Origin of the sequence: Streptomyces sp. MAR4 CNX-425 (assembly GCF_048656465.1) — a bacterium.
Lineage (GTDB): Bacteria > Actinomycetota > Actinomycetes > Streptomycetales > Streptomycetaceae > Streptomyces.
This window is the reverse complement of sequence record NZ_JBMDLF010000002.1, coordinates 360,114-385,979: the sequence shown is the minus strand read 5'-3', so window position 1 is coordinate 385,979 and position 25,866 is coordinate 360,114. Positions and strand designations below refer to the sequence as shown.

Below are 25,866 nucleotides of genomic sequence, written 5' to 3'. Positions count from 1 at the left end.
ACCGTGACCACAACCGCCAGGCCGTCCGTCACCGACGCGTACGTCTACGACGCGATCCGCACCCCGCGCGGCCGCGGGAAGGCGAACGGCGCCCTGCACGGGACCAAGCCGATCGACCTCGTCGTCGGCCTCGTCCACGAGCTGCGCCGCCGCTTCCCCGGCCTCGACCCGGCCGCGATCGACGACGTCGTGCTCGGCGTCGTCAGCCCGCACGGCGACCAGGGCTCCGACATCGCCAAGGTCGCGGCCATCGCCGCCGGGCTGCCCGACAGCGTCGCCGGCGTACAGGAGAACCGCTTCTGCGCCTCCGGCCTCGAAGCCGTCAACATCGCCGCGGCGAAGGTCCGCTCCGGCTGGGAGGACCTGATCCTCGCCGGCGGCGTCGAGTCGATGTCGCGGGTGCCGATCGGCTCGGACGGCGGCGCCTGGTTCAACGACCCGATGACCAACGCGGAGGTCGGCTTCGTCCCGCAGGGCATCGGCGCCGACCTGATCGCCACCCTCGGGGAGTACGGCCGCCGGGACGTGGACGAGTTCGCCGCGATGTCGCAGGAGCGGGCCGTCCAGGCGTGGAAGGAGGGCCGCTTCGAGCGGTCCGTGGTGCCGGTCACGGACCCCGCCGGGCTGACCGTCCTGGACCGGGACGAGCACGTCCGGCCGGGCACGACGGCCGACAGCCTGGCGAAGCTGAAGCCGGCGTTCGCGGACATCGGCGAGCTGGGCGGCTTCGACGCCGTGGCGCTGCAGAAGTATCACTGGGTGGAGAAGATCGACCACGTCCACCACGCCGGCAACTCCTCCGGCATCGTCGACGGCGCCGCGCTCGTCGCCGTCGGCTCCGCCGAGGTCGGCCGGCGGTACGGGCTCACCCCCCGGGCCCGTATCGTCTCCGCCGCCGTCACCGGCTCCGAGCCCACCATCATGCTCACCGGGCCCGCGCCCGCGACCCGCAAGGCGCTCGCCAAGGCCGGCCTCGGCATCGACGACATCGACCTGATCGAGATCAACGAGGCGTTCGCCGCCGTCGTGCTGCGCTTCGCCGACGACATGGGCATCGGCCTGGACAAGGTCAACGTCAACGGCGGCGCCATCGCCATGGGCCACCCGCTCGGCGCCACCGGTGCGATGATCCTCGGCACCCTCGTCGACGAGCTGGAGCGCCGTGACCTGCGCTACGGCCTCGCCACCCTCTGCGTCGGCGGCGGCATGGGCATCGCCACCGTCGTCGAGCGCCTCTGACCCGTCCCGCCCCCGCCACACGGAGATCACCCCACCACCATGAGCCACACCGACACGATCCGCTGGGAGCAGGACGACACCGGCCTCGTCACCCTCGTCCTGGACGACCCCCGCCAGTCCGCCAACACCATGAACGCGGACTTCATCCAGTCGCTCACCGCCGTCGCCGACCGGCTGGAGGCCGAACGGGACGGCGTGCGCGGCGTCGTCTTCACCTCCGCCAAGAAGACCTTCTTCGCGGGCGGCGACCTCAACGACCTCATCCGCATCGACCGTGAGCACGCCCGTGAGGCGTTCGAGACGGGGATGGCCGTCAAGCACGCGCTGCGCCGCATCGAGACGCTCGGCGTGCCCGTCGTCGCGGCGATCAACGGCGCGGCCCTCGGCGGCGGCTACGAGATCGCGCTCGCCTGCCACCACCGCGTGGCCCTCGACGCGCCCGGCTCGAAGATCGGGCTGCCCGAGGTCACCCTCGGCCTGCTGCCCGCGGGCGGCGGCGTCACCCGCACCGTACGGCTGCTGGGCGTCACCGACGCGCTGCTGAAGGTGCTGTTGCAGGGCACCCGGTACCGGCCGCGGCGGGCGCTGGAGAACGGGCTCGTGCACGAGGTCGTCGGGACCGAGGAGGAGCTGCGCGCCGCCGCCCGCGCGTTCGTCGACGCCCACCCGGAGTCCCGGCAGCCCTGGGACGAGCCCGGCTACCGGATCCCCGGCGGCACGCCCGCGCACCCGAAGTTCGCCGCCAACCTCCCCGCGTTCCCCGCCACCCTGAAGAAGCAGCTGAACGGCGCCCCGTTCCCCGCCCCGCGCAACATCATGGCGGCGGCCGTCGAGGGCTCCCAGGTGGACTTCGAGACCGCCCAGGTCATCGAGGCCCGCTACTTCGTCGACCTGGCCGTCGGGCAGACCGCGAAGAACATGATCCAGGCGTTCTTCTTCGACCTCCAGGCCGTCAACGCCGGCCGCTCCCGCCCGGACGGGACCGCCGAGCGGCGGGTGTCGAAGGTCGCCGTGCTGGGCGCCGGGATGATGGGCGCCGGCATCGCGTACGCCTGCGCCCGCGCCGGCATCAAGGTGGTGCTGAAGGACGTCTCGGTCGAGGCGGCCGAGAAGGGCAAGGCGTACTCCGCCGGGCTGCTCGACAAGCAGCTCGCCCAGGGCCGTACGACGCAGGAGAAGCGGGACGCGCTGCTCGGCCGCATCACCCCGGTCGCCGACCCCGCCGAGCTGGCCGGCTGCGACGCCGTCATCGAGGCCGTCTTCGAGGACCCGGCGCTCAAGCACAAGGTGTTCCAGGAGATCCAGGACGTCGTCGCCCCCGACGCGCTCCTGTGCTCCAACACCTCCACCCTGCCCATCACGCTGCTCGCCGAGGGCGTCGCCCGCCCCGCGGACTTCGTCGGGCTGCACTTCTTCTCGCCCGTCGACAAGATGCCGCTGGTCGAGATCGTCCGGGGCGAGCGGACCGGGGACGAGGCGCTGGCCCGCGCCTTCGACCTCGTACGGCAGATCTCCAAGACCCCGATCGTCGTGAACGACTCGCGCGGCTTCTTCACCTCCCGCGTGATCGGGCACTTCATCAACGAGGGCGTCGCCATGGTCGGCGAGGGCGTCGAGCCCGCGACCGTCGAGCAGGCCGCCGCGCAGGCCGGATACCCGGCCAAGGTGCTGTCCCTGCTCGACGAGCTGACGCTCACCCTGCCGCGGAAGATCCGCAACGAGACCCGCGCGGCGGTCGAGGCCGCCGGCGGCAGCTACCCCGTGCACCCGGCGGAGGCCGTCATCGACCGCATGGTCGACGAGTTCGGCCGCACCGGGCGCTCCGGGGGAGCGGGCTTCTACGACTACGAGGACGGCAAGCGGACCCGGCTGTGGCCGGGGCTCCGGGAGCACTTCACCGAGCCGGACCAGGAGCCCCCGGCGCTGCGCGAGCTCCAGGAGCGGATGCTGTTCGCGGAGGCGCTGGACACCGTGCGGCTGGTCGAGGAGGGCGTGCTGACGTCGGTCGCGGACGCGAACATCGGCTCGATCCTCGGCATCGGCTTCCCGGCCTGGACCGGCGGCGTGCTCCAGTACATCAACGGCTACGAGGGCGGGCTGCCCGGCTTCGTGGCGCGGGCCCGGGAGCTGGCGGCGGCGTACGGCGAGCGCTTCGAGCCGCCGGCGCTGCTGCTGGCGAAGGCGGAGAAGGGCGGGCGCTTCACCGACGACGCCTGAGCCCCAGGCCCCCGTCCCCGCCGGACCCCGGGCCGGGGACGGGGGTCACTCCGCGGGGAAGGACTCCCGCAACTCCGCCTTCATCGACCGCTGGAAGGCCGTCACGAGCGCCTGCACCACCATCGGCTGCATGTGCGCCGACAGCGACTTCATGGTCTCCACCTGCTCCGGGTCGGGACCCGCCTCGCCGAACGGCTCCCACACCTCGTCGCGGAAGAGCCGGGTCAGCTCCCGGGCCACCGCGCGGGAGTGCTCCTGCACCACGTCGCGGGCGGCGAGGATGGTGTCCAGCCGGATGGGCACGTCGAGGAGCCGCACCCCGAGGTGGAGGACGGCCGGGTCGACCCGGAAGGCGTCGCCGTCGCCCCGGTCCCCGGCGGCGCTCCCGTCGCCGGTCCGGGCGCCGTACGCACCGCCGCCCCCCGGCGTACGCTCCAGCACCCCCATCGCGGCCAGCCGCGCCACGTCGTCGTCGGTCAGCGACCGCCCCGCGCGCCGCTCCAGCTCCGCCCGGCTCACCTCCGCCGCCGCGTCCGGCACCCAGGTGGCCACCAGCGCGCGGTGCAGCGCGTGGTCCTCGGCGCTCAGACCGGACGGGAGCTGCTGCACGTACCGCTCGATCGCCGCCAGCGTCAGGCCCTGGTGCTGGAGCTCCTCGATCAGCGCCAGCCGGGACAGGTGCTCCGGGCCGTAGCGCCCGACGCGCCGCGGGCCGATGACGGGCGGGGGCAGCAGCCCCCGGGTGGAGTAGAAGCGGACCGTGCGCACGGTGACGCCCGCGCGCGCGGCCAGCTCGTCCACGGTCAGCCCGGCCGCCGCCTCCGTCTGCTGGGTCATGGTCCAACAATATTGCTGTCTCACCGGTCCTGTGAAAGTGCGCGGTGCCGGCGGGCGTCGCCGGTTGCGGCGACTTCCCGCGCGAAGGGTTCTGCGGCGCGTGACGCTCCGCTATCTTCTGGCCACCCTCTTCGCGCTCCGCCTCCGGGAGACCGCCACATGCTCGTTCGCGCTCCGCGCGCGCCGCGCCCCCCGCGCGCCGCCCGCCGCGTCGCGGTGCTCCGCACGGCGACCCTCGTGGCCTGCGCCGTGGCCGTCGTGCTGGCGCCGTTCGCCGGGCCGCCGGCGGAGGCCGTCAACCCGCCGCGTACCGGCTTCGAGCGGAGCGGCGGCACGCGCTGGACGAGCCCGCGGGAGGAGGCGGAGTTCCTGGCCACCGTGGACGAGGAGAGCCCGCGCGTCGCCGTCGACCGGATCGGCACCACCGAGCAGGGCCGCCCCCTCGACCTCGTACGCATCGGGGCCCCCGGCCCGCCCACGCCCGCCCGCGCCGCGCGCGGCAGCGTGGTCCTGCTCGTCTGCGCCCAGCACGGCGACGAGCCCGCGGGCCGCGAGGCGTGTCTGACCCGGCTGCGCGACCTGGCGTACGCCAAGGACGCCGCGACCCGCCGCTTCCTGGCCGGCACCGCCGTCCTCGTCATCCCCACCGCCAACCCCGACGGCCTCGCCGCCGGCACCCGCGGCAACGGCGACGGCACCGACGTCAACCGCGACCACCTCGCCCTGGAGACCGCCGAGGGCCGCGCGATCGCCGCCGTCATCCGCGACCACCGCCCGGACGTCATCCACGACCTGCACGAGTTCGACTCCACCGCGCCGTACTACGCCAAGGACGTGCTCACCCTCTGGCCGCGCAACCTCAACACCCGCCACGGCGTCCACCGCGAGGCCCGCCACCTGGCCCGGGACCACGTCCGCGGGGCCGTCGAGGACGCCGGCCACACGAGCGGCGTCTACGGCTTCTGGACCGACCCGCGGACCGGCGCACGCGGCCGCCAGATCGCCGGCGACGGCCAGGAGCGCATCCTGCGCAACACCGCGGGCCTCAAGCACGCGGCCGGGCTGCTGGTCGAGTCGCGCGTCGGCGCGCTGACCGACGACGAGCGCGACGACCCCGCCGCAGGCCGCCGCCGTCGCGTCACCTCCCAGCTCACGGCGCTGGACGCCACGTTCGACTACGCCGCCGACCACCGCGGGCGGCTGGCCACCGCCACCGCCGCGGCCCGCCGGCACGGCCTCGCCGACACCGGGCCCGTCTTCCTCGGCGGCGCCGACAACGAGCCGCCCGAGCCGGGCGAGGTCATCGCCGACCCGCCGTGCGGCTACGCGCTCGACGCCGGGCAGTACGAGGCGGTCCGCGACGAACTCGCCCTGCACGGTGTCGAGGCCCGCGAACGGCCGGGCGGCGGCGCGCTGGTGCGGCTGCGGCAGCCGCTGCGCGCGCTGGTGCCGCTGCTGCTGGACCAGCGCGCGGGGTACGAGCTGACGGACGGCCGCCCGGTCGAACGCTGCCGCTGAGCGGGACGCGGGCGGCCGTTCGGGCCGCGTGCGACGGCGGTGGCGGTGGCTGGGACGGGGACGGAGGCGTGAGTTGTCGGTGGGGACGCCTACCCTGGGGCGGGCGTGAGGGAAAGCCCAGGCGAAGCAGGATTCCGGGGCCGCGGGGCTTCTGACCCGCGCTACGCCGCCTCCAGCAGCTCCGCGGCCTCCTCGGCGCAGCCCCACGCCACCGTCACCCCGGCGCCCCCGTGCCCGTAGTTGTGCACGCACCGCGCCCCGCCCGGCAGCAGCTCCGCCTCCAGCCGCACCGCCGGCCGGGCCGGGCGCAGCCCGACGCGGTGGGCGAGGACCTCGGCGTCGGCGACCTCGGGGACGATGCGGGCGCAGCGCGCCACGATGCCCGCGGCCGCCGCCGGGTCCGGGTCGGTGCCCCAGGCGTCCTCGACGGCCGTGCCGCCGAGCACCAGCCCGTACGGCTGCGGCAGCGCGTACAGCGTCGCGGTCGCGTCCTTGTACGCCGAGACCACCCACTCCGTCACGCCCGGGTTCGCCACGACGACGAGCTGCCCCTGCACCGGGCGCACGCTCTCGTCCGGCACCAGCTCGCGCGCGCCGAGGCCGGTGCAGTTGACGACGTACGGGGCCGACCGCCCGGCCTCGGCGAGCGAGCCCGCGGCGCGCCGCTCGATCTCGCCGCCCGCCGCGGCCAGCCGGTCGCGCAGGTGGGCCAGGTGCGTGGCCGTGTCGACGATCGGCACCGTCGCGCGCACGCCCGCGGTGTACTCCCCGGGCAGCTCCGCGGGCTCCGCGGGCCGCACCTCCGGCAGGGCTCGCCGCCACGGGCCGAGGCCGTCGACGTCGGCGCCGAGCTGGAGCCCCGTCCGCATCCGCACGCCCGTCACCGCCGCGCGCTCCGCCTGCTCCGCGTACACCTCGAAGGACCGCACCGACCAGTCCGCGACCCGGTGTTCCGGCTCGATCCGGTACGGCCACCACAGTCCGCCCGCGACCGCGGACGTCGTCTCCTCCGCCGGCTCCCGCGCCCACACCGTGACCCTCCGGCCGCCCTCGGCGAGGACGACCGCGCTGGTCAGGCCGATGATGCCGCTGCCGAGCACGATGACTTCCGATTCCATCCCGGCAGTCTGCCGCACCGTCCCGGATCATGTGGAGGGTGGGTGGTGCCCGGCCGATGTTGATCGCTACCCTGTTCGCATGTCGAATCACGTGTGTACTGCAAGCGTTCGGGGGGCGCGCGCCCCGCGCCGATGAGCGCCCGCCCGGGGACCCGCCGGCCCGGGAGGGACGCGCCGGCCATCCGCACCCGCACCCCCCGCGAGCTGAAGCGCAGCCGCCGCCCCCGCGCCCACTCCTGCTGGGACCACCTCTACGCCGCCCCGCTCTGGCCGCTCCACGGCGCCAACCTCGGCACCCTGCTGCGCACCTGCGACGCCGTCGGCGCCTGCCTCGCCGTGCCGCGGTTCTCCTGGGTGCCGGAGGCGCTGGCCCGCGGCAATACGCTGCGCCGCCCGGTCTGCGTGCACTGGACCGGCGACCCGCTGGGCTGGCTGGAGCGGCAGCGCACGGCGGGCCGGAGCGTCGTCGGCGTCGAACTCGCCGACGAGGCCGTACGCCTCGCCGACCTGCCGGCCGCGCGCCGCCCCACGGTGATGGTCCTCGGCCACGAGCAGTACGGCATCCCGCCCGAAGCGCTCGACCTGCTCGACGAGGCCGTCGAGATACCCATGGTCGGCACCGGCGCCAGCCTCAACGTCGCCGTGGCCGGCTCCCTCGTCCTCTACCGGCTGGCCGGGCTGCTGTGACCGGTGATGTCCTGCTCATGGCCGGAGCGCTGCTGCTCGGCGCATCCGTGCAGCGGCTCGCGGGCATCGGCCTCGCGCTGGTCGCCGGGCCGGCGCTGGCACTGGTCCTCGGCCCGGCCGAGGGCGTCCGGCTGGCCAACTGCGCGGCCGGCGCCATCAGCCTGTTCGGGGTGGTCACCATCTGGCGGCAGGTCCGGCCGCGCGCCATGGTCCCGCTGCTGACCGCCGCCGTCTGCACGGTGCCCCTGGGCGCCTGGACGGCGGCGCAGCTGCCCGAGCCGGTGCTGCTGACCGGCATGGGCGCGATGGTGTGCGGCGCCGTCGGGCTCGTCATGGCCGGGGCCCGCGCCGACGCGCTGCGGGGCACCGGCGGCGCGGTCACCGCGGGCGCGGTGAGCGGCTTCATGAACTCCTCCGCGGGCATCGGCGGCCCGGCCGTCTCGCTGTACGCCGTGAACGCGGGCTGGACGGTGCGGGAGTTCGTGCCGAACGCGCTGTTCTACGGCGTCGTCGTCAACATCGTCTCGGTCGCGGCGAAGGGGCCGCCGGACCTGGCGGCCGGGGCCTGGCTGCTGTGCGCGGCCGCGGTCGCGGCGGGCGCGCTCATCGGCCGCGCCCTCGGCGACCGGGTGCCCGAGGCGCCCGCGCGCCGCCTCGTGCTGCTGCTCGGGCTGGCCGGCGGGGCGGCGACCGTGGCGAAGGGCCTGCTGGGGCTGTGACCCCGCGGGCGCCGGGAGCCGCGGGCGTCACCGTACCGGAAGCCCCTGGTCCGCCTTGACGGTCTTCATCGTCAGATGCGACGTCACCCGGGCCACACCCGGCAGCGCGAGCAGCACCTCGGTGTTGAACCGCTCGTACGCGGGCAGGTCCGCGACCGCGACGCGCAGCAAGAAGTCGGTGTCGCCGAAGACGCGGTGCGCCTCCACGACCTCGGCGCGCTCCGCCATCGTGGCCTCGAACCCGGCCACCGTCTCCCGGTCCTCCTGCGCCAGCGCCACCGTGACGAACGCCTGGAAGCCGCGGCCGACGGCGTCGCCGTCGAGCAGCGCCCGGTAGCCGCGGATCACCCCGTCCCGCTCCAGCTGCCGCACCCGCCGCAGACAGGGGGAGGGCGTCAGGCGGACCCGTTCGGCCAGTTCGGCGTTGCTGAGGCGGCCGTCCCGCTGGAGTTCGCGCAGGATCGCGCGGTCTATGGCGTCCATGGCGCCATATTCTGCTACGGAACGGGCCGCTGACGCCGGGATCGGCCATCGGCTGCTCCGGCTCCGGGGCTAGCGTCGCCGGTATGGACACCCACCTGCTGGTGCTGTTTCTCGGCGTCGACCTTCTGCTCGTCGCCACCCCCGGTCCCGACTGGCTCTACATCGTCGCCCGCGGGCTCGGCCAGGGCCGCCGGGCGGCGCTGTACGCGGTCGGGGGCATCGGCACCGGGTACGCGGCGCACACCGTGCTCGCCGCCGTCGGCCTCGCGGCGGCGCTGGGGGCGGTGCCCGGGGCCCTGCCGGCGCTGCGCTACGCGGGGGCGGCGTACCTGGTGTTCCTCGCCGTCCAGCTGCTGCGGTCGCTGCGGCGCACGGGCGGCCCGCGGGGCGCGGCGGACGTCCTCGTCGAGGCCGGCGCGGGGCCGAGCGCGGCGACGGTGCTGCGGCAGAGCCTGCTCACGGCGCTGCTCAACCCCAAGGGCCTGCTGCTGTACCTGGCGCTGATCCCGCAGTTCATCAACCCGGACGCGGCGCTGCCGGTCGGCGTGCAGACGGCGGTGCTGGGGCTGCTGCACGTCGTCAACTGCACGCTCGGCTACCTGCTGGTGGCGCTGCTCTCCGCCCGCGCCGGCAGCGCCTTCGGCAGGAATCCGCGCGCGGCCCGCCGGCTCGGCACGGTCTCGGCGGCGATGCTGCTCGCCACCGCCGGCTTCACGGCCGGCGCCCACTGACGCCGGCGCACGGCCGGCGACCGCGCACGACGGTCGCCGTGCCGGGTGCACCGGCGAGGGCGGAGGCCCGGGGCGCAGCCGGGCCTCCGCCCGCCCCCGGCCCCGCGGGCGGGGCCGGCAGCGGGCGTACCGCCCTCAGCGCTTGCCGCGACGGCCGCCACCGCCACCGCGGCCGCCGCCCTGGCCGCCGCCGAGCAGGCCCGCGCGGCGCAGCGCGTCCGCCATCTCGCTGTTCTCCGGCTGCGTCTCGCGGCGCCGGCCCCCGCCGCCGCGCGGCCGCCCGCCGCCCCCGGGCTGACCGCCGCCGTCCGGGCCGCTGCCGCCCCGGCCGCCGCCGTTCCCGCCGCCGGGGCCGCCGCCGCGCTGCCGCGGCGGACCCTGGCGGTCGCGCTCGCGCCCGCCGCCCCGGCCGCCGCCGCCCGCCGGGCGGCCCGGCTCGTCGTCCAGCCGCAGCGTCAGCGAGATCCGCTTCCGCGGCACGTCCACGTCCAGCACCTTGACCTTGACGATGTCGCCGGGCTTGGCCACCTCGCGCGGGTCCTTCACGAACGTCCGCGACATCGCCGACACGTGCACGAGCCCGTCCTGGTGCACCCCCACGTCCACGAACGCCCCGAACGCGGCCACGTTCGTCACCACGCCCTCCAGCACCATCCCCTGCTGCAGGTCGCCGATCTTCTCCACGCCCTCCTTGAACACCGCCGTCCGGAACGCCGGCCGCGGGTCGCGCCCCGGCTTCTCCAGCTCCTTCAGGATGTCCGTCACCGTCGGCAGCCCGAACCGCTCGTCGGTGAAGTCCTGCGGCTTCAGCGACCGCAGCGTCTTCGTGTCGCCGATCAGCGCGGCCACCTCGGCGCCGCCCGCCTTCACCATCCGCCGCACCACCGGATACGCCTCGGGGTGCACGCCGGAGGCGTCCAGGGGGTCCTCGGCGCCGCGGATGCGCAGGAAGCCCGCGCACTGCTCGAAGGCCTTCGGCCCCAGCCGCGGCACGTCCTTGAGCGCCGCGCGGCTGCGGAACGGGCCGTGGGAGTCCCGGTGCGCCACGATGTTCTCCGCGAGGCCCGCGCCGATGCCGGAGACGCGCGCCAGCAGCGGCGCGGAGGCGGTGTTGAGGTCGACGCCCACGCCGTTGACGCAGTCCTCCACGACCGCGTCCAGGGAGCGCGACAGCTTCGCCTCCGAAAGGTCGTGCTGGTACTGGCCGACGCCGATCGACTTCGGGTCGATCTTCACCAGCTCGGCCAGCGGGTCCTGGAGCCGGCGGGCGATGGACACCGCGCCGCGCAGCGACACGTCCAGCTCGGGCAGCTCCTGGGAGGCGAAGGCGGACGCCGAGTACACCGAGGCGCCGGCCTCCGAGACCATGACCTTCGTCAGCTTCAGCTCGGGCTGCGCGGCGATGAGTTCGGCGGCGAGCTTGTCGGTCTCGCGCGAGCCGGTGCCGTTGCCGATGGCGACCAGCTCCACCGCGTGCACCCGGGCCAGCTCGGCGAGGACGGCCAGCGCCTCGGCCCACTTGCGCTGCGGCGGGTGCGGGTAGACGGTCGCGGTGGCGGCGACCTTGCCGGTGGCGTCGACGACGGCGACCTTCACGCCCGTACGCAGCCCGGGGTCCAGGCCCAGCGTCGCGCGCGTGCCCGCGGGGGCGGCCAGCAGCAGGTCGCGCAGGTTGGCGGCGAAGACGTCGACCGCCTGGTCCTCGGCGGCCGTACGCAGCCGCAGCCGCAGGTCGATGCCGAGGTGGACGAGGATGCGGGTGCGCCACGCCCAGCGCACCGTCTCGGCGAGCCAGGTGTCGCCCGGCCGGCCCCGGTTCTCCACCCCGAACCGGGCCGCGATGGCGCGCTCGTACGCCGACGGGCCCTCCTGCTCCACGTCGCCGGGCGCGTCGGGCTCCAGGGTGAGGTCCAGGACCTCCTCCTTCTCGCCGCGGAAGAGGGCGAGGATGCGGTGCGACGGGAGGTCGGTCAGGGGCTCGGCGAAGTCGAAGTAGTCCGAGAACTTCGCGCCCTCCTCCTCCTTGCCCTCGCGCACCTTCGAGGCGGCGCGGCCGTGCGTCCACATCCGCTCGCGCAGCTCCCCGATCAGGTCGGCGTCCTCGCCGAACCGCTCGGTGAGGATGGCGCGCGCGCCCTCCAGGGCCGCGGCCTGGTCCGCCACGCCCTTCTCGGCGTCCACGAACGCGGTGGCCGCGGCGAGCGGCGCCACCGACGGGTCGGCCAGCAGCCCCTCCGCCAGCGGCTCCAGACCGGCCTCGCGGGCGATCTGCGCCTTGGTGCGCCGCTTGGGCTTGTACGGCAGGTAGACGTCCTCCAGCCGGGCCTTGGAGTCGGCGGCGCGGATCTGCGCCTCCAGCTCCTCGGTCAGCTTGCCCTGCCCGCGCACGGACTCCAGGATCGCCGCCCGCCGTTCCTCCAGCTCCCGCAGATACCGCAGCCGCTCCTCGGCGGTCCGCAGCTGGGCGTCGTCGAGCAACTCCGTCGCCTCTTTGCGGTAGCGGGCGATGAACGGCACGGTGGCACCGCCGTCGAGCAGCTGCACCGCCGCCGTGATCTGCCGCTCGCGTACGCCGAGCTCCTCGGCGATCCTGGCCTCAATCGATACCGACGCCGTCACGTCCGCCCCGCTTTCTGTCATCTGTGGCGGAGTGCATTGTGGCAGGTCCGGCTGACAGCCGGGCGCCCGGACGGGACGGCGCCGGTCGCCCGGCGGGTCGGAACGGCTCGCGGCGGCGGTCAGACGGTGCGGCGGCGGGACCTCCGGGTGCCCCGGGAGGCGCCGCTGAAGAGCCGCGCGAGCAGTCGGAAGGGGAGCGTCACGATCGTGGCGAGGGCGCCGCCGATCATGCGCAGGACGTCGGCGATGGCTCGCATGGCCGTCCTCCTCGCTGGTCGGGTGGAGAACCGCGGGTAGCCGCCGGGGCGTTGCCCAAACGTCCGCCCCGCCGCCGCACCGCCCCGCAGGCACACCGCCGCGCCGCGTGTCTCACCCCTTGCCGAAGATGTCCTTCGGCAGCGCGCCCGCCGCCAGCGCGGTGGTCGTGTAGCCCGTGGCCAGCTCGGTCAGCCGGGCCACGCCCGCGGCGCCCAGGTACTCGTACGGGGCGAGGTCCACCCGGTCCGTCTCGTCCTCCAGCCCCTTGCGCAGCGCCGTGCCCGCCTCCGTCAGCTCCCCGTCTGCGGTCAGCAGCCCGCGGGCGCGCAACCGCTCCTGCGCCGCCGCCCACTCGTCGGCCTCCCAGCCGCGGGACCGGCGGGCGAACTCCGGGGTGAAGCCGAAGCCGGAGGCGGTGTGGGTGACCTGGGACTCCAGGCCGTCGAGCCCGGCGTGGGCCAGCAGCGCGTTGTGGCTGTCGCCGCGGTGTTCGCGCAGCAGGGTGGCGGCCTGCCAGAGCGCCAGGTGCGGGGCGTCCGGCTCCGGCAGTCCGGCCTCGGCCGCGTACAGCGGCCGCCCGGCGCGCTCGCCGCCCGCGGCCGCCTGCTGCGCCAGCCACGCGGCCTCGGCCAGCTCCGGCGAGGCGATCGTCTCCTCGCCGAGCAGCCGCCGCAGCACGGCGTCGGCGACGCGCAGCCGGGCCGCCAGCACGGTCGCGGGGTCCGCCGCGGACCAGGCGGCGGGCACGTGCTCGGCGACCAGCCGGTGGCTGTAGTTGTAGAAGGTGGCGGTGACCACGCCGGCCCCGACGGGGCCCATGGCGGCGGCCCGGGCGGTGAAGTACGCGGCGTGCCAGCCGTGGATGCCGATGGCGGCGAACTCCTCGTCGAACTCCGGAGAGAAGTAGATGGCCGAGTGCAGCGGGTTGAGGACCTGGTGGCAGCGGCGGCCGGCGCGCGGCGGGAGTGACGTCATCCGGTCAGGCTACTGAGCGGACGCTTAGCCGCGGAAGGGGCGGACCGAGGTGGCCGGAAAGGTGGGATCTTCGTCATTGCTGCCGTCCCCGCCGGGACCCACGATGGAGCCATGACAGCCCGCACCGTCCTGTTCGTCCTCTTCGACGGCATGCAGAGCCTCGACCTGACCGGCCCGCTGGAGGTCTTCACCGGCGCCGAGCGGGCCGCCCCCGGCACGTACGAGATCCGCACGGCCGCCGTCGGCGGCGGGCCGGTGCGCACCTCCTCCGGGCTCACGCTGACGCCGGACGGCCCGCTGGCGGACGCTCCCGCGCCGCACACGCTCGTGGTGCCCGGCGGGGATGGGGGTACCCCCGCCAGTGAGGGCGTAGCCGGCGGGGGAGGCACCCGCCGACCGCAGCCGGAGATCACCGCCTGGCTGCGCGACCGGGCGCCCGCCGCCGGGCGGGTGGTCTCCGTGTGCACCGGCGCCGAACTGCTCGCCGGCGCCGGGCTGCTGGACGGCCGCCGGGCCACGACCCACTGGGCACACTGCGCCGGCCTCGCCCGGCGCCACCCGGCCGTCGACGTCGACCCCGACCCGATCTTCGTCCGCGACGGCGCCGTGGCCACCTCCGCCGGGGTGACCTCCGGCATCGACCTCGCGCTCGCCCTCGTCGAGGAGGACCTGGGCCGCGACCTCGCGCTCACCATCGCCCGTCACCTGGTGGTGTTCCTGCGCCGCCCGGGCAACCAGGCGCAGTTCAGCGCCCAGCTCGCCGCCCAGACCGCGCAGCGGGAGCCGCTGCGCGAGGTGCAGCGGTGGATCGACGAACACCCCGGCGGCGACCTGTCCGTGGACGCCCTCGCCGGCCGCGCCGGCCTCTCGCCGCGCCACTTCGCCCGCGCCTTCCGGGCCGAGACGGGCGTGCCGCCCGGGCGGTACGCCGACGGGGTGCGGCTGGAGGCGGCCCGCCGGCTGCTGGAGGACAGCGCCTACGGCGTCGAGGAGGTCGCCCGGCGCTGCGGCTACGGCACGCCGGAGGCGATGCGGCGCGCCTTCACCCGCGCCCTCGGCGCCTCACCCGCCGAGTACCGCCGCCGCTTCGCCGCCGCCTGAACATCCCGCCCGAACACCCCGATCACCCGCCGCACCGGAAGAGGAACCATGCAGATCGCCATCGTGCTCTACGACCGGCTCACCGCCCTCGACGCCGTCGGCCCGTACGAGATCCTCGCGCGGCTCACCGGCGCCGAGGTCGTCACCGTCGCCGAGACCCGCGGCCCGGTGCGCAACGACGTCGGCAGCCTGTCGATGACCGCCGACGCCGCGCTGGACGAGGTCCCGCGCCCCGGGATCGTCGTCGTCCCCGGCGGGCCGGGCCAGGTGGCCCAGATGGCCGACGGGCCGCTGCACGAGTGGCTGCGGGACGCCGGCGAGCACGCCCTGTGGCTGACGTCGGTGTGCACCGGCTCGCTGATCCTCGGCGCCGCCGGGCTGCTGCGCGGGCGCCGCGCCACCTCGCACTGGCTGGCCCTCGACCAGCTCCGGGCGTACGGCGCCGAGCCGGCCCGCGAACGGGTCGTCTTCGACGGCGGGGTCGTCACCGCCGCCGGGGTCTCCGCCGGCATCGACATGGGCCTGGCCCTCGTCGGGCGGCTCCAGGGGGACACGATGGCGCAGGCCGTCCAGCTCGCCGCCGAGTACGACCCGCGGCCGCCCTACGACGCGGGCGCGCCGGAGAAGGCGCCGGCGGAGGTCGTGCGGCTGCTGCGGTCCCGCAGCCGGTTCGTCCTCGAAGGCGTACGGGACTGACGGCCCCGCCCGGGACCGCGGGCGCGGCCGGGGGCGAAGGCGGGGGCGGGGCTGTCAGACGGTCCAGGTGAAGCGCGGCTCGCGGCGCTCCAGGAAGGCGGCGACGCCCTCCGCGGGGTCGCCGGCCGCGTGCGCCTGCCGGGACCAGTGCGCGACCCGCGCCGCGTCCGCGCCGCCCGCCGGGTCCCCGTCCCCGTACGGCTCCCCGTGCCCACCGGCGGTGTCGGCGAACTCCTTGGCCGCCGCCTGCGTCAGCTGCGAGCGCGCCGCCAGCACGGCGGTGAACTCCGCCACCCGCGCCGCCAGCTCCGCCCCCGGCAGCACCTCGTCGACCAGCCCGGTGCGCAGCGCCCGCGCCGCGCCGACCAGCTCCGCCGAGAACAGCAGGTACTTCGCCATCGCCGGGCCCACCAGCCGCACCAGCCGCCGCGTCGCGCCGGCCGGGTAGACGAGGCCCAGCTTGGCCGGGGTCACCCCGAACACCGCGTCCTCGGCGGCGAACCGCAGGTCGCAGGCGGCCGCCAGCTGGCAGCCGCCGCCCACGCAGTGGCCCCGTACCGCCGCCAGGGTCGGCTTGGGGAAGGCGGCGAGGGCCGCCTCGGCGGCCTCGGCCAGCCCTTGTGTGTCCGCGCCGCCCGTCCGCAGCGAGCCGATGTCGGCACCGGCGCAGAACGTGCCGTCCGCGCCGGTCAGCACCACCGCGCGGACGGCCCGGTCGGCCGCGAGCCCCGCCAGCAGCCCGGGCAGCGCCCGCCACATCCCGGGCGTCATCGCGTTGCGCTTGGCGGGGTTGCTGATGACCACGGTCGCCACGCCGCCGTCGGTGCCGCACCGCAGTTCGCCTTCGCTCATGGCCGGACCCTACAGGGGTTCGATGTCGGCCAGGTCGCCGTCCAGCGCCAGCCAGCGCGTGATCCCGATGTCGCGCAGGAACGGCACGTCGTGGCTGGCGACCACGAGCGCGCCCTCGTACGAGGCCAGCGCCTTCACCAGCTGCTTCACGCTGGCCATGTCGAGGTTGTTCGTCGGCTCGTCCAGCATCAGCAGCTGCGGCGCCGGCTCCGCCAGCATCAGGGCCGCCAGCGTGGCGCGGAACCGCTCCCCGCCGGACAGGGTGCCCACGATCTGGTCCGCCCGGCCCTGCCGGAACAGGAAGCGGGCCAGCCGGGCGCGGATCTGCTGGTTGGACGCCGCGGGCGCCAGCCGGGCGACGTTGTCGACGATGCTCAGCGCGTCGTCCAGCACGTCGAGCCGCTGCGGCAGGTAGCGCACGGGCACGTGCGCCGTCGCCTCGCCCGCGACCGGCGCCAGCCGGCCGGCGACCGTCCGCAGCAGCGTCGACTTGCCGGCGCCGTTGCGCCCGGTCAGGGCGATCCGCTCCGGGCCGCGCACCTGGAACGCCCCGACCCGCGCGCCGTAGCGCAGCTGAAGGTCGCGCAGCAGGAGCACGTCCCGGCCGGCGGGCACGGCGGTGTACGACAGGTCGACGCGGATCTCGTCGTCGTCCCGTACCGCCGCCTCCGCCTCGCCGAGCCGCTCCCTGGCGTCCTTGAGCCGCTCCTCGTGCATGATGCGGTGCTTGCCGGCGGAGACCTGGGCCTCCCGCTTGCGCGCGTTCATGACGATCTTCGGTTCGCGCTTGTTCGCGAACTGCTTGTCGGCGTAGCGCTTGCGCTTGCTCAGCTTCTCGTGCGCCTCGGCCAGCTCGCGCTTCTGCCGCTTGAGGTCCGCCTCCGCGGAGCGCATCGTCCGCTCGGCGGCCTCCTGCTCGACGGCCAGCGCCTCCTCGTACGCCGTGAAGTTGCCGCCGTACCAGGCGACCTCGCCGTCCCGCAGGTCGGCGACCTGGTCGACGCCGTGGAGCAGCTCGCGGTCGTGGCTGACGATCACCATCACCCCCGGCCAGGCCGCCACGGCCGCGTACAGCCGGTGGCGGGCGCGCAGGTCGAGGTTGTTCGTCGGCTCGTCCAGCAGCAGCACGTCCGGCCGCTCCATCAGCAGCGAGGCCAGCCGCAGCAGCACCGACTCGCCGCCGGAGACCTCCCCGATGGTGCGGTCGAGGCCGACGTGGCCGAGGCCGAGCTGGTCGAGGGTGGCGCGGGCGCGCTCCTCGACGTCCCAGTCGTCGCCGACGGCGGTGAAGTGCTCCTCGGCGACGTCGCCCGCCTCGATGGCGTGCAGCGCGCGCCGCGTTCCGGCGACGCCCAGCACCTCGTCGACGCGCGCGGCGGTGTCGAGGACGAGGTTCTGCGGCAGGTACCCGACGGTGCCCCCGGCCCGGACGGTGCCCGCGGCCGGGGTCAGCTCCCCGGCCAGCAGCCGCAGCAGCGTGGACTTGCCCGTGCCGTTGCGGCCGATCAGCCCGGTGCGGCCGGGGCCGACCGCGAGGTCGAGGCCGTCGAAGACGACGGTGCCGTCGGGCCAGGCGAAGGTCAGCCCGGTGCACCTGACGGAGGTGGCGGCGTGCGGGGTGGAGGGGGATGACATGGCTACTCCCGGTGAGGTCGGAGGGGTGCGACGGGCGGCGTCGGCACCGGACGGCGACCTGGGAGAGCCGGGTGGAACGAAAGAGCGGGGTCGGGTGCCCTGCAGAGGCGGGAAAGGCGGCTCAAGCCATGAGGTCGCACGTGCCGCACGCGGGCGATGCCGCGGGCACGGTGCCTGGGAGACCTCAGACGAGCAACACCTTCTCCAATCGTCGACTGCAGGGCACTGTGAAGGTACGACGCCGCCGAGGGCACCGGCAACCGGTTTTTTCGGTCTCAACACTCGACGGTGCTGGCGCAGCCGGTCGGAAGGTGACGAAAGCCGGTCAAGTTCTGCTCGTTGGGGGGTTGAGCCGAAGGTGATTGCCAACACTCGGAGTGTGAGTGGTGGAAAAGGCAGGTGCCGGCGGTGAACGACGGCGGAAGCCTGAGACCCGAGCCCGGCCAGGTGGTCCCCGCGGCGTACGAGGGGACCTGGAAGTTCGACGCCCCGGCGCTCGACTCCTCCGTGCCCCAGTCCCGGCACGCGGTACGCGACCTCCTCGTCCGGCAGCGGGTGCCCATCGGCGACGAGCTTTTGCAGGGGGTGCTGCTGATCGTCTCGGAGCTGGTGACCAACGCGGTCCGGCACGCCGGCGTGCTCTCCCCCCAGCTCGGCGTCGAGCTTTCGGTCAGCGCCGGCTGGGTCCGCGTCGCCGTCGAGGACCAGCACCCGTACCGCCCGAAGGCCCTCCAGGCGGACGACGACGAGACGGGCGGCCGGGGGCTGCTGCTGGTCAAGACGATCACGAACGAGGCCGGCGGCACCTGCGACGTGCAGCACACCGTCGACGGCGGGAAGGTGATCTGGGCCTCCCTCCCGCTCGCCGGGGTCACCAGCCCGACGCCGGCCCCGTCAGCTCCCGGATGGCCGGCCTTGCCGCGTCGAGCACCGTCATGAACCACGCCGAGAACGGGTCCTCGGCGTGCCGCTTCGCCAGCTCGTCCGCCGTGACGAAGGCGACCGCGCCCACCTCGTCGGCGTCCGGCCGCGGCGTGGTCCGCAGCAGCCCGGCGAACAGGTGGTTGTACTCGTGCTCCACCAGCCCCGAGGCCGGGTCCGGGTGCCGGTAGGTGACGGTCCCGGCCTCGGCGAGCAGCGCCGGCGAGACCCCCAGCTCCTCGTGGGTGCGGCGGGCCGCGGCGGCGAGCGGCGACTCGCCGGGGTAGGGGTGGCCGCAGCAGGAGTTGGACCAGACGCCGGGGGAGTGGTACTTGCCCGGGGCCCGCTGCTGGAGCAGCATCCGGCCGGCGGTGTCGAAGAGGAACACGGAGAACGCCCGGTGCAGCGCGCCGGGCGCCCGGTGCGCGGACAGCTTCTCGGCGGTGCCGATCGTGGCGCCGTCCTCGTCGACGAGCTCCAGCATGATCTCTTCGGTGGTAGCGGCCGGCATGACCATCCTTTGCGTACGGGCTGCGGCGTCCGGTGCGGGCGCGCCCCGCCTGCCCGCGGCGGGCGGAGGGCGGGACGCCGCACCCAGTCTGCCCCACCGGCGACGGCTCAATGGCAGAGATGTGCCTCGTGCTCGGCGTGTCCGACCGGCTCGATCTGGAACGTGCAGTGGGCGACGTCGAAGTGATCGCCGAGGCACCCCTGCAGATCGTGGAGCAACTTCTCCTGACCCACGGCCTCCAGCACGTCGCCCCTGACCACGACGTGCGCCGATATCACCGGCATCCCCGAGGTGATCGTCCACACGTGCAGGTCGTGCAGCTCCACCACGCCCGGCAGCGCGAGGATGTGCGAGCGCACCTCGGCCACGTCCACGTCCTTCGGCGCCGCCTCCAGCAGCACGTCGAGCGCCTCGCGCAGCAGCCGGAACGTCCGCGGGATGATCATCGCGCCGATGGCGAGCGAGGCCACCGGGTCCGCGTACTGCCAGCCGGTGGTGACGATGACCAGCGCCGAGATGATGACCGCGACCGACCCCAGCGCGTCCGCCAGCACCTCCAGGAAGGCGCCGCGCACGTTCAGGGACTCCCGCCGGCCGCCCATCAGCAGGGCCAGCGAGACGAGGTTGACCACCAGGCCCGCGGCGCCGAACGCGAAGGTCAGCCCGCCCTCGATCTCCGGCGGGTCCATGAAGCGGCGCACCGCCTGGTACAGGATGTAGCCGCCGACGCCGAAGAGCAGCAGACAGTTGGCCAGCGCGGCCAGGATCTCGGCGCGCGCGAAACCGAAGGTGCGGCGCTCGCTCGTCGGCCGGTTCGCGAAGTGGATCGCCAGCAGCGCCATGGAGAGCCCGACCACGTCGGTCGCCATGTGCCCGGCGTCCGCGACGAGCGCCAGCGAACCGGTGATCACCCCGCCGACCACCTGGAGCCCCAGCACCGACAGGGTGAGGACCAGGGCCGTACGCAGCCGGCCGCGGTGCGCGGCGGAGGCCGTCCCTCCGGCCGCCCCGTGGGAGTGGTCGTGCCCTGCGCCCATGCCGCGTGCCCTCCGGATTCCGACGACGGTCCCGGACAGCCCCTCGCATCTGCCCGGCGATCTCAGTGAACTACGGGCAGGGGGTATTCGCCAAACCTTGACATGAAGTCGGTTTTCATCGTCTGACCTGCGGAAACGCTACTTCTGGCGTCTGGGCTGGTCAGGCGCGCCGGGCGGCGGCGGGAGTTACCGCGGGTGGCCGTGCAGCCAGCCCGCCCAGGCGGACTCGACCATCGCGCGCACGTCCAGCCGGGGGAGCCAGCCCAGCTCCTTGGCGGCCAGCTCGTACGACGCGACCACCCGGGCCGGGTCCCCGGGCCGCCGGGGGTGCACGACGGGGGCGTGCTCGCGCCGGCCCGTGACGTCGGCGACGACCTCGGCCAGCTCCCGCACGGACACCCCGGTGCCGCTGCCCAGGTTCACCGTCAGGTCGCCCGAGACCGCCGGGGCGGCGACGCGGCGGGCCGCCGCCAGGTGGGCCTCGGCGAGGTCCACGACGTGAACGTAGTCGCGGACGCAGGTGCCGTCGGGGGTGGGGTAGTCGTCCCCGAAGATCCGCATCGGCTCGTGCGCGGTCAGCCGCTCGAAGAACATCGGGACCACGTTGGACACGCCGGTGTCCGCCAGCTCCGGGGCGGCGGCGCCGGCCACGTTGAAGTAGCGCAGGCAGGCGGTGGCCAGGCCGTGCGCGCGGCCGGTGGCGCGCAGCAGCCACTCGCCGGCCAGCTTCGTCTCGCCGTACGGGTTGATCGGCCGGCAGGGCGTCTCCTCGGTGACGAAGCCGGCGTCCGGCATGCCGTAGACGGCGGCGGAGGAGGAGAGGACGAAGCGGCGGACACCGGCGGACACGACGGCCTCCAGCAGCACGCCGAGCCCGTGCACGTTCTCCCGGTAGTACGTGAGCGGCTGCTCCACGGACTCGCCGACCTGCTTCTTCGCCGCCAGGTGCACCACACCCGTGACGTCGTACTCGGCGAAGGTGCGGTCGAGCAGCAGCCGGTCCAGGAACGTGCCGCGCACCAGCGGCACGTCCGCGGGCAGCCGCGCCGGGTTCCCGGTGGACACGTCGTCCAGCACGACGATCCGCTCCCCGGCACCCGCCATGGCCCGCACGACATGCGCGCCGATGTAACCGGCCCCGCCGGTGATCAACCACGTCATGCGGGCACACTACCGCCCCGGTTTGGAGCACGGGCGCGGGCTGCGAAATGATGATCGCCACCCGGTCGAGGCGAACGGGCGGTGAACCCCGGGTTCCAGGGATCCGCTAACCTCTGCCGACAGCCGCCCGGCCGGACGGGGGAGGGGCGGTCCCGCCTGCCGCCCCGCTGCCAAGGAGTGAGTTCGACTGCGGACCGCAATCCTGATCGGCCCGCCCGTCCCCGGGTCACCCTTGGAGCGCGACCTGGAGTCGCTGGGATACGACGACGTACGCACCGCCGCGGACGTGGCCGACGCCGCCACCGTCCTCGCGCTGCTGCCCGGGGACGGCCGGGTCGCCCTCGTCGACAGCCGCTTCGTCGGCCACCGGCACAGCCTGCGGCTGACGCTCACCGACCCCCGCTGGCCCGCCGCCGCCGCACCCGGCGTGGTCGCGGTGCGCACGCCCGCGGCCCGCGCCGCGCTCGCCCGCGCGGTGATGCGCAGCCGCACCCTCGACGGCGTGGCCGAGGAGACGGCCGCGCAGCTGGCCGACGGCGACGGCCCGCTGACCCGGCCGGAGCTGGGCGTGCTGGTGGCCGCCGTACCCGAGGACGCGCTGGCCCGGGCGAAGGCGGCGGACGCGGTCGCCGCCGTCGACGAGGAGAAGGCCCGGCTGCGGGCCGCGGTCAAGAGCCGCGACGGCTTCTTCACCACCTTCTGCGTCAGCCCCTACTCGCGCTACCTGGCCCGCTGGTGCGCCCGCCGCGGCCTCACCCCCAACCAGGTCACCACCGCCTCCCTGGCCACCGCCGTGCTCGCCGCCGGCTGCGCGGCCACCGGCACCCGCGGCGGCTTCGTCGCCGCCGGCCTGCTGCTCCTGCTGTCCTTCGTGCTCGACTGCACCGACGGCCAGCTCGCCCGCTACTCGCTCCAGTACTCGACGATGGGCGCCTGGCTGGACGCCACCTTCGACCGCGCCAAGGAGTACGCCTTCTTCGCGGGCCTGGCCCTCGGCGCCGCCCACGCCGACGGCGACGACGTGTGGGCCCTCGCGCTGGGCGCCATGGTGCTCCAGACCTGCCGGCACGTCGTGGACTTCGCCTTCAACGAGTCCATCGCCGGCACCGCCGCCGCGTCGGCCAACACCAGCCCCACCGCCGCGCTCTCCGACCGGCTCGACCGGCTCGGCTGGACGGTCTGGCTGCGCCGCATGATCGTGCTGCCGATCGGCGAGCGCTGGGCGCTGATCGCCGTGCTCACCGCCCTCACCACCCCCCGCGTCGTCTTCGTCGTCCTGCTCGCCGGCATGGGGCTGGCCGCCTGCTACACCACCGCCGGCCGCGTGCTGCGCTCGCTCAGGCGCCGCGTCCCCCGCAGCGAGCAGGCCCTGAAGGCGCTGGACGAGCTGACCGACACCGGCCCGCTCGCCGGGGCCGCCGCCCGCTCCCTGCGCGCCTCCGCGCGCTCCCTTCCGTCGCACGCCGCGCCGGCCGTCGCCGCCGCGGGCGGCGCGCTCCTCGCGGCGCTGGCGCTGTTCACCCCGTACGGCACCTGGTGGCCGGTGCTCGGCGCCCTCGTGTACGTCCTGACCTCGGCGTTCGCCATATCCCGCCCGCTCGCGGGCCCGCTGGACTGGCTCGTTCCGCCGGTCTTCCGGGCCGCCGAGTACACCACCGTCCTCGTGCTCGCCGCCCGCGCCGAGGTGAACGGCGCCCTTCCCGCGGCTTTCGGCCTGGTTGCCGCGGTCGCCTACCATCACTACGACACCGTGTACCGCATCCGCGGCGGCACGGGTGCGCCCCCGCGCCTGCTGGTGCGGGCGATCGGCGGGCACGAGGGACGGACGCTGGCGGTCACGCTGGCGGCAGCCCTGCTGACCGGCACACGCTTCACGTTCGCGCTCGCGGCCATCGCCGTGGTCGTGGCGCTGGTGGTGCTCACCGAGAGCATCCGCTTCTGGGTCTCCTCCGGAGCCCCCGCAGTACACGACGAAACAGGAGAACCCGCATGATCGGCCTCGTGCTGGCGGCCGGCGCCGGACGGCGTCTGCGCCCCTACACCGACACCCTGCCGAAGGCCCTCGTGCCCGTGGGCCCGGAACGGGGCGGGAAGGCGGCCACGGTGCTCGACCTCACCCTCGGCAACTTCGCCGAGATCGGGCTCACCGAGGCGGCGGTCATCGTCGGCTACCGCAAGGAGGCCGTGTACGAGCGCAAGGAGGCGCTGGAGCGCGCGTACGGGCTGAAGCTCACCCTGATCGACAACGACAAGGCCGAGGAGTGGAACAACGCCTACTCCCTGTGGTGCGGCCGGGACTCCGTCAGACACGACGTGATCCTGGCCAACGGCGACACCGTCCACCCCGTCTCCGTCGAGAAGACCCTGCTCGCCGCCCGCGGCGGCGGCAAGAAGATCATCCTCGCCCTCGACACGGTCAAGCGGCTCGCCGACGAGGAGATGAAGGTCGTCGCCGACCCCGGCAAGGGCGTGGTGCGGATCACCAAGCTGATGGACCCGGCCACCGCCACCGGCGAGTACATCGGCGTCACCCTCATCGAGGGCTCGGCCGCGGACGAGCTGGCCGACGCGCTGAAGACCACCTTCGAGCGCGACCCCGACCTGTACTACGAGGACGGCTACCAGGAGCTGGTCGACCGCGGCTTCCGGATCGACGCCGCGCCGATCGGGGACGTCGACTGGGTCGAGATCGACAACCACGACGACCTCGAAAAGGGCAGGGAGATCGCGTGCCGGTACTGACCCGCCTGATCCCGTCGCCGCTGACGGTCGACATCCGGGCCGGGGCGCTGGACGACCTCGCGGACCTCCTCTCCGACCAGCGCGTCGCGCCGTCCGGCCGGCTTGCCTTCGCCATCAGCCCGCGCTCCGGGCAGGCGCTGCGCGACCGCTTCGCGCCGGCGCTGCCCGGCGCCGACTGGTTCGCCGACGCCGACGGCACCATCGACGGCGCCGTCCGGCTCGCCGACTCCATCAAGTCCACGGGCCGCTACGACGCCGTCGTCGGCCTCGGCGGCGGCAAGGTCATCGACTCCGCGAAGTACGCCGCCGCGCGCGTCGGCCTGCCGATGGTCGCCGTGGCCACCAACCTCGCCAACGACGGCCTCTGCTCGCCGGTCTCCACCCTCGACAACGACGCGGGGCGCGGCTCGTACGGCGTGCCCAACCCCATCGCGATCGTCATCGACCTCGACGTCATCCGCGAGGCCCCGGCGCGCTTCGTCCGCGCCGGCATCGGCGATGTGACGTGCAAGGTCTCCGCCGTGGCCGACTGGGAGCTGTCCCACCGCGAGACCCGCGAGCCCATCGACGGGCTGGCCGCCGCGATGGCCCGCAGCGCCGGCGACTCGGTGCTGCGCCACCCCGGCGGGATCGGCGACGACGACTTTCTCGTCATCCTCGCCGAGGCGCTGGTCCTCTGCGGCATCTCGATGTCGGTGGCCGGCGACAGCCGCCCGGCCTCCGGCGCGTGCCACGAGATCAGCCACGCCTTCGACCTGCTGCACCCGCGGCGCTGCGCGCTCCACGGCGAGCAGTGCGGCCTCGGCGGCACCTTCGCCACGTTCCTGCGCGGCGACCGGGAGACGGCGCTGCTGATGGCGCAGGTGCTGCGGCGGCACGACCTGCCCGTGCTGGCCGGCGACATCGGCTTCACGGACGACGAGTTCGTGAAGGCCGTCGAGTTCGCGCCACAGACCCGGCCCGGCCGCTACACGATCCTGGAGCACCTCGACCTGTCCACCGACCAGATCAGAGACGCCTACGCCGACTATGCCAAAGCCATCGGTAGCTGAGCTACGGCCCGTGGTCCACCCCGAGGGGGTGAAGGACCGGCGCAGCGGGGAGCACTGGGCCGGCCGCCTGTACATGCGCGAGATCTCGCTGCGCGTGGACCGGCACCTGGTGACCACCCGGGTGACGCCCAACCAGCTCACATACGTGATGACCGTCGCGGGCGTCCTCGCCGCCCCGGCGCTGCTCGTCCCCGGGATCACGGGCGCCCTGCTGGGCGTGCTCATGGTCCAGCTGTACCTGCTCCTCGACTGCGTCGACGGGGAGGTCGCCCGCTGGAAGCAGCAGTTCTCCATCGGCGGCGTGTACCTCGACCGGGTCGGCGCGTACCTCTGCGACGCGGCCGTGCTCGTCGGCTTCGGCCTGCGCGCCGCCGACCCGTGGGGCGACGGATCCGTGGACTGGCTCTGGGCCTTCCTCGGCACCCTCGCCGCGCTCGGCGCCGTGCTGATCAAGGCGGAGACCGACCTCGTCGGCGTGGCCCGGCACCAGCAGGGGCTGCCGCCGGTCAAGGAGTCCGCCGCGGAGCCGCGTTCGTCCGGGGTGGCGGTGGCCCGCAAGGCCGCCGCGGCGCTGAAGTTCCACCGGCTGATCCTGGGGATCGAGGCGTCACTTCTCGTCCTCCTGCTGGCGATCCTCGACCTGATCAAGGGGGACCTGTACTTCTCCCGGCTCGGTGTCGCCGTGCTCGCCGCGATAGCGATGGTCCAGACCCTCCTCCACCTGGTCAGCATTCTGGCCTCCAGCAGGTTGCGGTGA

At 74.9% G+C, this 25,866-nt stretch carries 24 protein-coding genes; 13 read left to right on the top strand and 11 right to left on the bottom strand.

All coding sequences use genetic code 11. The annotated features are described in order from the left end of the window. Window positions 1-3 precede the first annotated feature (3 nt). Both ACHZ99_RS06990 and ACHZ99_RS06985 read left to right on the top strand, forming a co-directional pair. The gene (locus tag ACHZ99_RS06990; protein ID WP_420303499.1) at window positions 4-1,239 is read left to right on the top strand and encodes an acetyl-CoA C-acetyltransferase; all 1,236 of its coding nucleotides are present in this window, start codon (window positions 4-6) and stop codon (window positions 1,237-1,239) included. A gap of 39 nt (window positions 1,240-1,278) precedes the next feature. After that, window positions 1,279-3,456 (top strand): 3-hydroxyacyl-CoA dehydrogenase NAD-binding domain-containing protein, encoded by a 2,178-nt coding sequence (locus ACHZ99_RS06985; RefSeq protein WP_420303498.1) that lies wholly within the window; start codon window positions 1,279-1,281, stop codon window positions 3,454-3,456. A 45-nt stretch (window positions 3,457-3,501) separates the two neighbouring features. Here ACHZ99_RS06985 and ACHZ99_RS06980 read toward each other — a convergent pair whose 3' ends face one another. Next, window positions 3,502-4,293, bottom strand: a complete 792-nt coding sequence (locus tag ACHZ99_RS06980; protein ID WP_420303497.1) for a MerR family transcriptional regulator — start codon at window positions 4,291-4,293, stop codon at window positions 3,502-3,504. A gap of 159 nt (window positions 4,294-4,452) precedes the next feature. On the opposite strand from ACHZ99_RS06980, the gene ACHZ99_RS06975 reads away from it, so the two are divergent. Beyond that, window positions 4,453-5,811 (top strand): M14 family metallopeptidase, encoded by a 1,359-nt coding sequence (locus tag ACHZ99_RS06975; RefSeq protein WP_420303496.1) that lies wholly within the window; start codon window positions 4,453-4,455, stop codon window positions 5,809-5,811. A 161-nt stretch (window positions 5,812-5,972) separates the two neighbouring features. Here the strand turns inward: ACHZ99_RS06975 and ACHZ99_RS06970 are convergent, their stop codons facing one another. After that, window positions 5,973-6,929 carry an FAD-dependent oxidoreductase gene (locus ACHZ99_RS06970; protein WP_420303495.1) on the bottom strand — a complete coding sequence of 319 codons (957 nt, stop codon included), beginning with the start codon at window positions 6,927-6,929 and terminating at the stop codon, window positions 5,973-5,975. Window positions 6,930-7,061: 132 nt separating this feature from the next. Between ACHZ99_RS06970 and ACHZ99_RS06965 the strand changes: the two genes are divergently transcribed. Beyond that, window positions 7,062-7,616, top strand: coding sequence for a TrmH family RNA methyltransferase (locus ACHZ99_RS06965; RefSeq protein WP_420303494.1), 555 nt, complete (start codon window positions 7,062-7,064; stop codon window positions 7,614-7,616). Window positions 7,617-7,633: 17 nt separating this feature from the next. Further along, window positions 7,634-8,335, top strand: a complete 702-nt coding sequence (locus ACHZ99_RS06960) for a TSUP family transporter (RefSeq protein ID WP_420304003.1) — start codon at window positions 7,634-7,636, stop codon at window positions 8,333-8,335. A gap of 27 nt (window positions 8,336-8,362) precedes the next feature. Here the strand turns inward: ACHZ99_RS06960 and ACHZ99_RS06955 are convergent, their stop codons facing one another. Beyond that, the gene (locus tag ACHZ99_RS06955) at window positions 8,363-8,818 is read right to left on the bottom strand and encodes an Lrp/AsnC family transcriptional regulator (protein WP_420303493.1); all 456 of its coding nucleotides are present in this window, start codon (window positions 8,816-8,818) and stop codon (window positions 8,363-8,365) included. 83 nt (window positions 8,819-8,901) lie between these two features. Between ACHZ99_RS06955 and ACHZ99_RS06950 the strand changes: the two genes are divergently transcribed. Continuing rightward, complete coding sequence (locus ACHZ99_RS06950; protein ID WP_420303492.1) at window positions 8,902-9,549, top strand: LysE family translocator; 648 nt, start codon at window positions 8,902-8,904, stop codon at window positions 9,547-9,549. A gap of 135 nt (window positions 9,550-9,684) precedes the next feature. Here ACHZ99_RS06950 and ACHZ99_RS06945 read toward each other — a convergent pair whose 3' ends face one another. The 3 genes from ACHZ99_RS06945 to ACHZ99_RS06935 all read right to left on the bottom strand — a co-directional run bounded on the left by ACHZ99_RS06945 (window position 9,685) and on the right by ACHZ99_RS06935 (window position 13,401). Further along, window positions 9,685-12,189 (bottom strand): Tex family protein, encoded by a 2,505-nt coding sequence (locus tag ACHZ99_RS06945; protein WP_420303491.1) that lies wholly within the window; start codon window positions 12,187-12,189, stop codon window positions 9,685-9,687. A gap of 98 nt (window positions 12,190-12,287) precedes the next feature. Beyond that, complete coding sequence (locus ACHZ99_RS06940; protein WP_420303490.1) at window positions 12,288-12,425, bottom strand: LPFR motif small protein; 138 nt, start codon at window positions 12,423-12,425, stop codon at window positions 12,288-12,290. A gap of 112 nt (window positions 12,426-12,537) precedes the next feature. Then, window positions 12,538-13,401, bottom strand: coding sequence for an SCO6745 family protein (locus ACHZ99_RS06935; RefSeq protein WP_420303489.1), 864 nt, complete (start codon window positions 13,399-13,401; stop codon window positions 12,538-12,540). A gap of 111 nt (window positions 13,402-13,512) precedes the next feature. Here ACHZ99_RS06935 and ACHZ99_RS06930 point away from each other — a divergent pair, with 111 nt between their 5' ends. Together ACHZ99_RS06930 and ACHZ99_RS06925 are read left to right on the top strand one after the other, a co-directional pair. After that, window positions 13,513-14,502, top strand: a complete 990-nt coding sequence (locus tag ACHZ99_RS06930; protein WP_420303488.1) for a GlxA family transcriptional regulator — start codon at window positions 13,513-13,515, stop codon at window positions 14,500-14,502. A 48-nt stretch (window positions 14,503-14,550) separates the two neighbouring features. Next, on the top strand, window positions 14,551-15,198 hold the full coding sequence (locus ACHZ99_RS06925) for a DJ-1/PfpI family protein (RefSeq protein ID WP_420303487.1): 648 nt from the start codon (window positions 14,551-14,553) through the stop codon (window positions 15,196-15,198). Window positions 15,199-15,252: 54 nt separating this feature from the next. Here the strand turns inward: ACHZ99_RS06925 and ACHZ99_RS06920 are convergent, their stop codons facing one another. After that, on the bottom strand, window positions 15,253-16,050 hold the full coding sequence (locus ACHZ99_RS06920; RefSeq protein WP_420303486.1) for an enoyl-CoA hydratase/isomerase family protein: 798 nt from the start codon (window positions 16,048-16,050) through the stop codon (window positions 15,253-15,255). Between the two features lie 9 nt (window positions 16,051-16,059). Further along, a complete protein-coding gene (locus ACHZ99_RS06915; protein ID WP_420303485.1) occupies window positions 16,060-17,685 on the bottom strand; it encodes an ABC-F family ATP-binding cassette domain-containing protein in 1,626 nt (541 codons plus the stop codon). Between the two features lie 408 nt (window positions 17,686-18,093). On the opposite strand from ACHZ99_RS06915, the gene ACHZ99_RS06910 reads away from it, so the two are divergent. Then, the gene (locus ACHZ99_RS06910; RefSeq protein WP_420303484.1) at window positions 18,094-18,624 is read left to right on the top strand and encodes an ATP-binding protein; all 531 of its coding nucleotides are present in this window, start codon (window positions 18,094-18,096) and stop codon (window positions 18,622-18,624) included. Here ACHZ99_RS06910 and idi read toward each other — a convergent pair. The 3 genes from idi to galE form a co-directional block, all read right to left on the bottom strand. Further along, window positions 18,557-19,117 carry an isopentenyl-diphosphate Delta-isomerase gene (gene idi / locus ACHZ99_RS06905; RefSeq protein WP_420303483.1) on the bottom strand — a complete coding sequence of 187 codons (561 nt, stop codon included), beginning with the start codon at window positions 19,115-19,117 and terminating at the stop codon, window positions 18,557-18,559. The two genes, ACHZ99_RS06910 and idi, sit on opposite strands and share 68 nt — an antisense overlap. Before the next feature lie 107 nt (window positions 19,118-19,224). Then, window positions 19,225-20,154, bottom strand: a complete 930-nt coding sequence (locus ACHZ99_RS06900; RefSeq protein ID WP_420303482.1) for a cation diffusion facilitator family transporter — start codon at window positions 20,152-20,154, stop codon at window positions 19,225-19,227. Between the two features lie 186 nt (window positions 20,155-20,340). Continuing rightward, window positions 20,341-21,315, bottom strand: a complete 975-nt coding sequence (gene galE / locus ACHZ99_RS06895) for a UDP-glucose 4-epimerase GalE (RefSeq protein WP_420303481.1) — start codon at window positions 21,313-21,315, stop codon at window positions 20,341-20,343. A gap of 187 nt (window positions 21,316-21,502) precedes the next feature. Here galE and ACHZ99_RS06890 point away from each other — a divergent pair, with 187 nt between their 5' ends. Genes ACHZ99_RS06890 through ACHZ99_RS06875 form a run of 4 tightly spaced genes read left to right on the top strand, consistent with a single transcriptional unit; the run spans window position 21,503 to window position 25,866 of the window. After that, complete coding sequence (locus tag ACHZ99_RS06890) at window positions 21,503-23,308, top strand: DUF5941 domain-containing protein (protein WP_420304002.1); 1,806 nt, start codon at window positions 21,503-21,505, stop codon at window positions 23,306-23,308. Next, on the top strand, window positions 23,305-24,057 hold the full coding sequence (locus tag ACHZ99_RS06885) for a sugar phosphate nucleotidyltransferase (protein ID WP_420303480.1): 753 nt from the start codon (window positions 23,305-23,307) through the stop codon (window positions 24,055-24,057). Before ACHZ99_RS06890 ends, ACHZ99_RS06885 begins: the two co-directional genes overlap by 4 nt. Then, entirely contained in the window at window positions 24,045-25,109 is a 1,065-nt protein-coding gene (locus ACHZ99_RS06880) for an iron-containing alcohol dehydrogenase family protein (RefSeq protein ID WP_420303479.1), read from the top strand. Before ACHZ99_RS06885 ends, ACHZ99_RS06880 begins: the two co-directional genes overlap by 13 nt. Then, window positions 25,087-25,866 (top strand): CDP-alcohol phosphatidyltransferase family protein, encoded by a 780-nt coding sequence (locus ACHZ99_RS06875; protein WP_420303478.1) that lies wholly within the window; start codon window positions 25,087-25,089, stop codon window positions 25,864-25,866. The genes ACHZ99_RS06880 and ACHZ99_RS06875 overlap by 23 nt, the downstream gene beginning before the upstream one ends.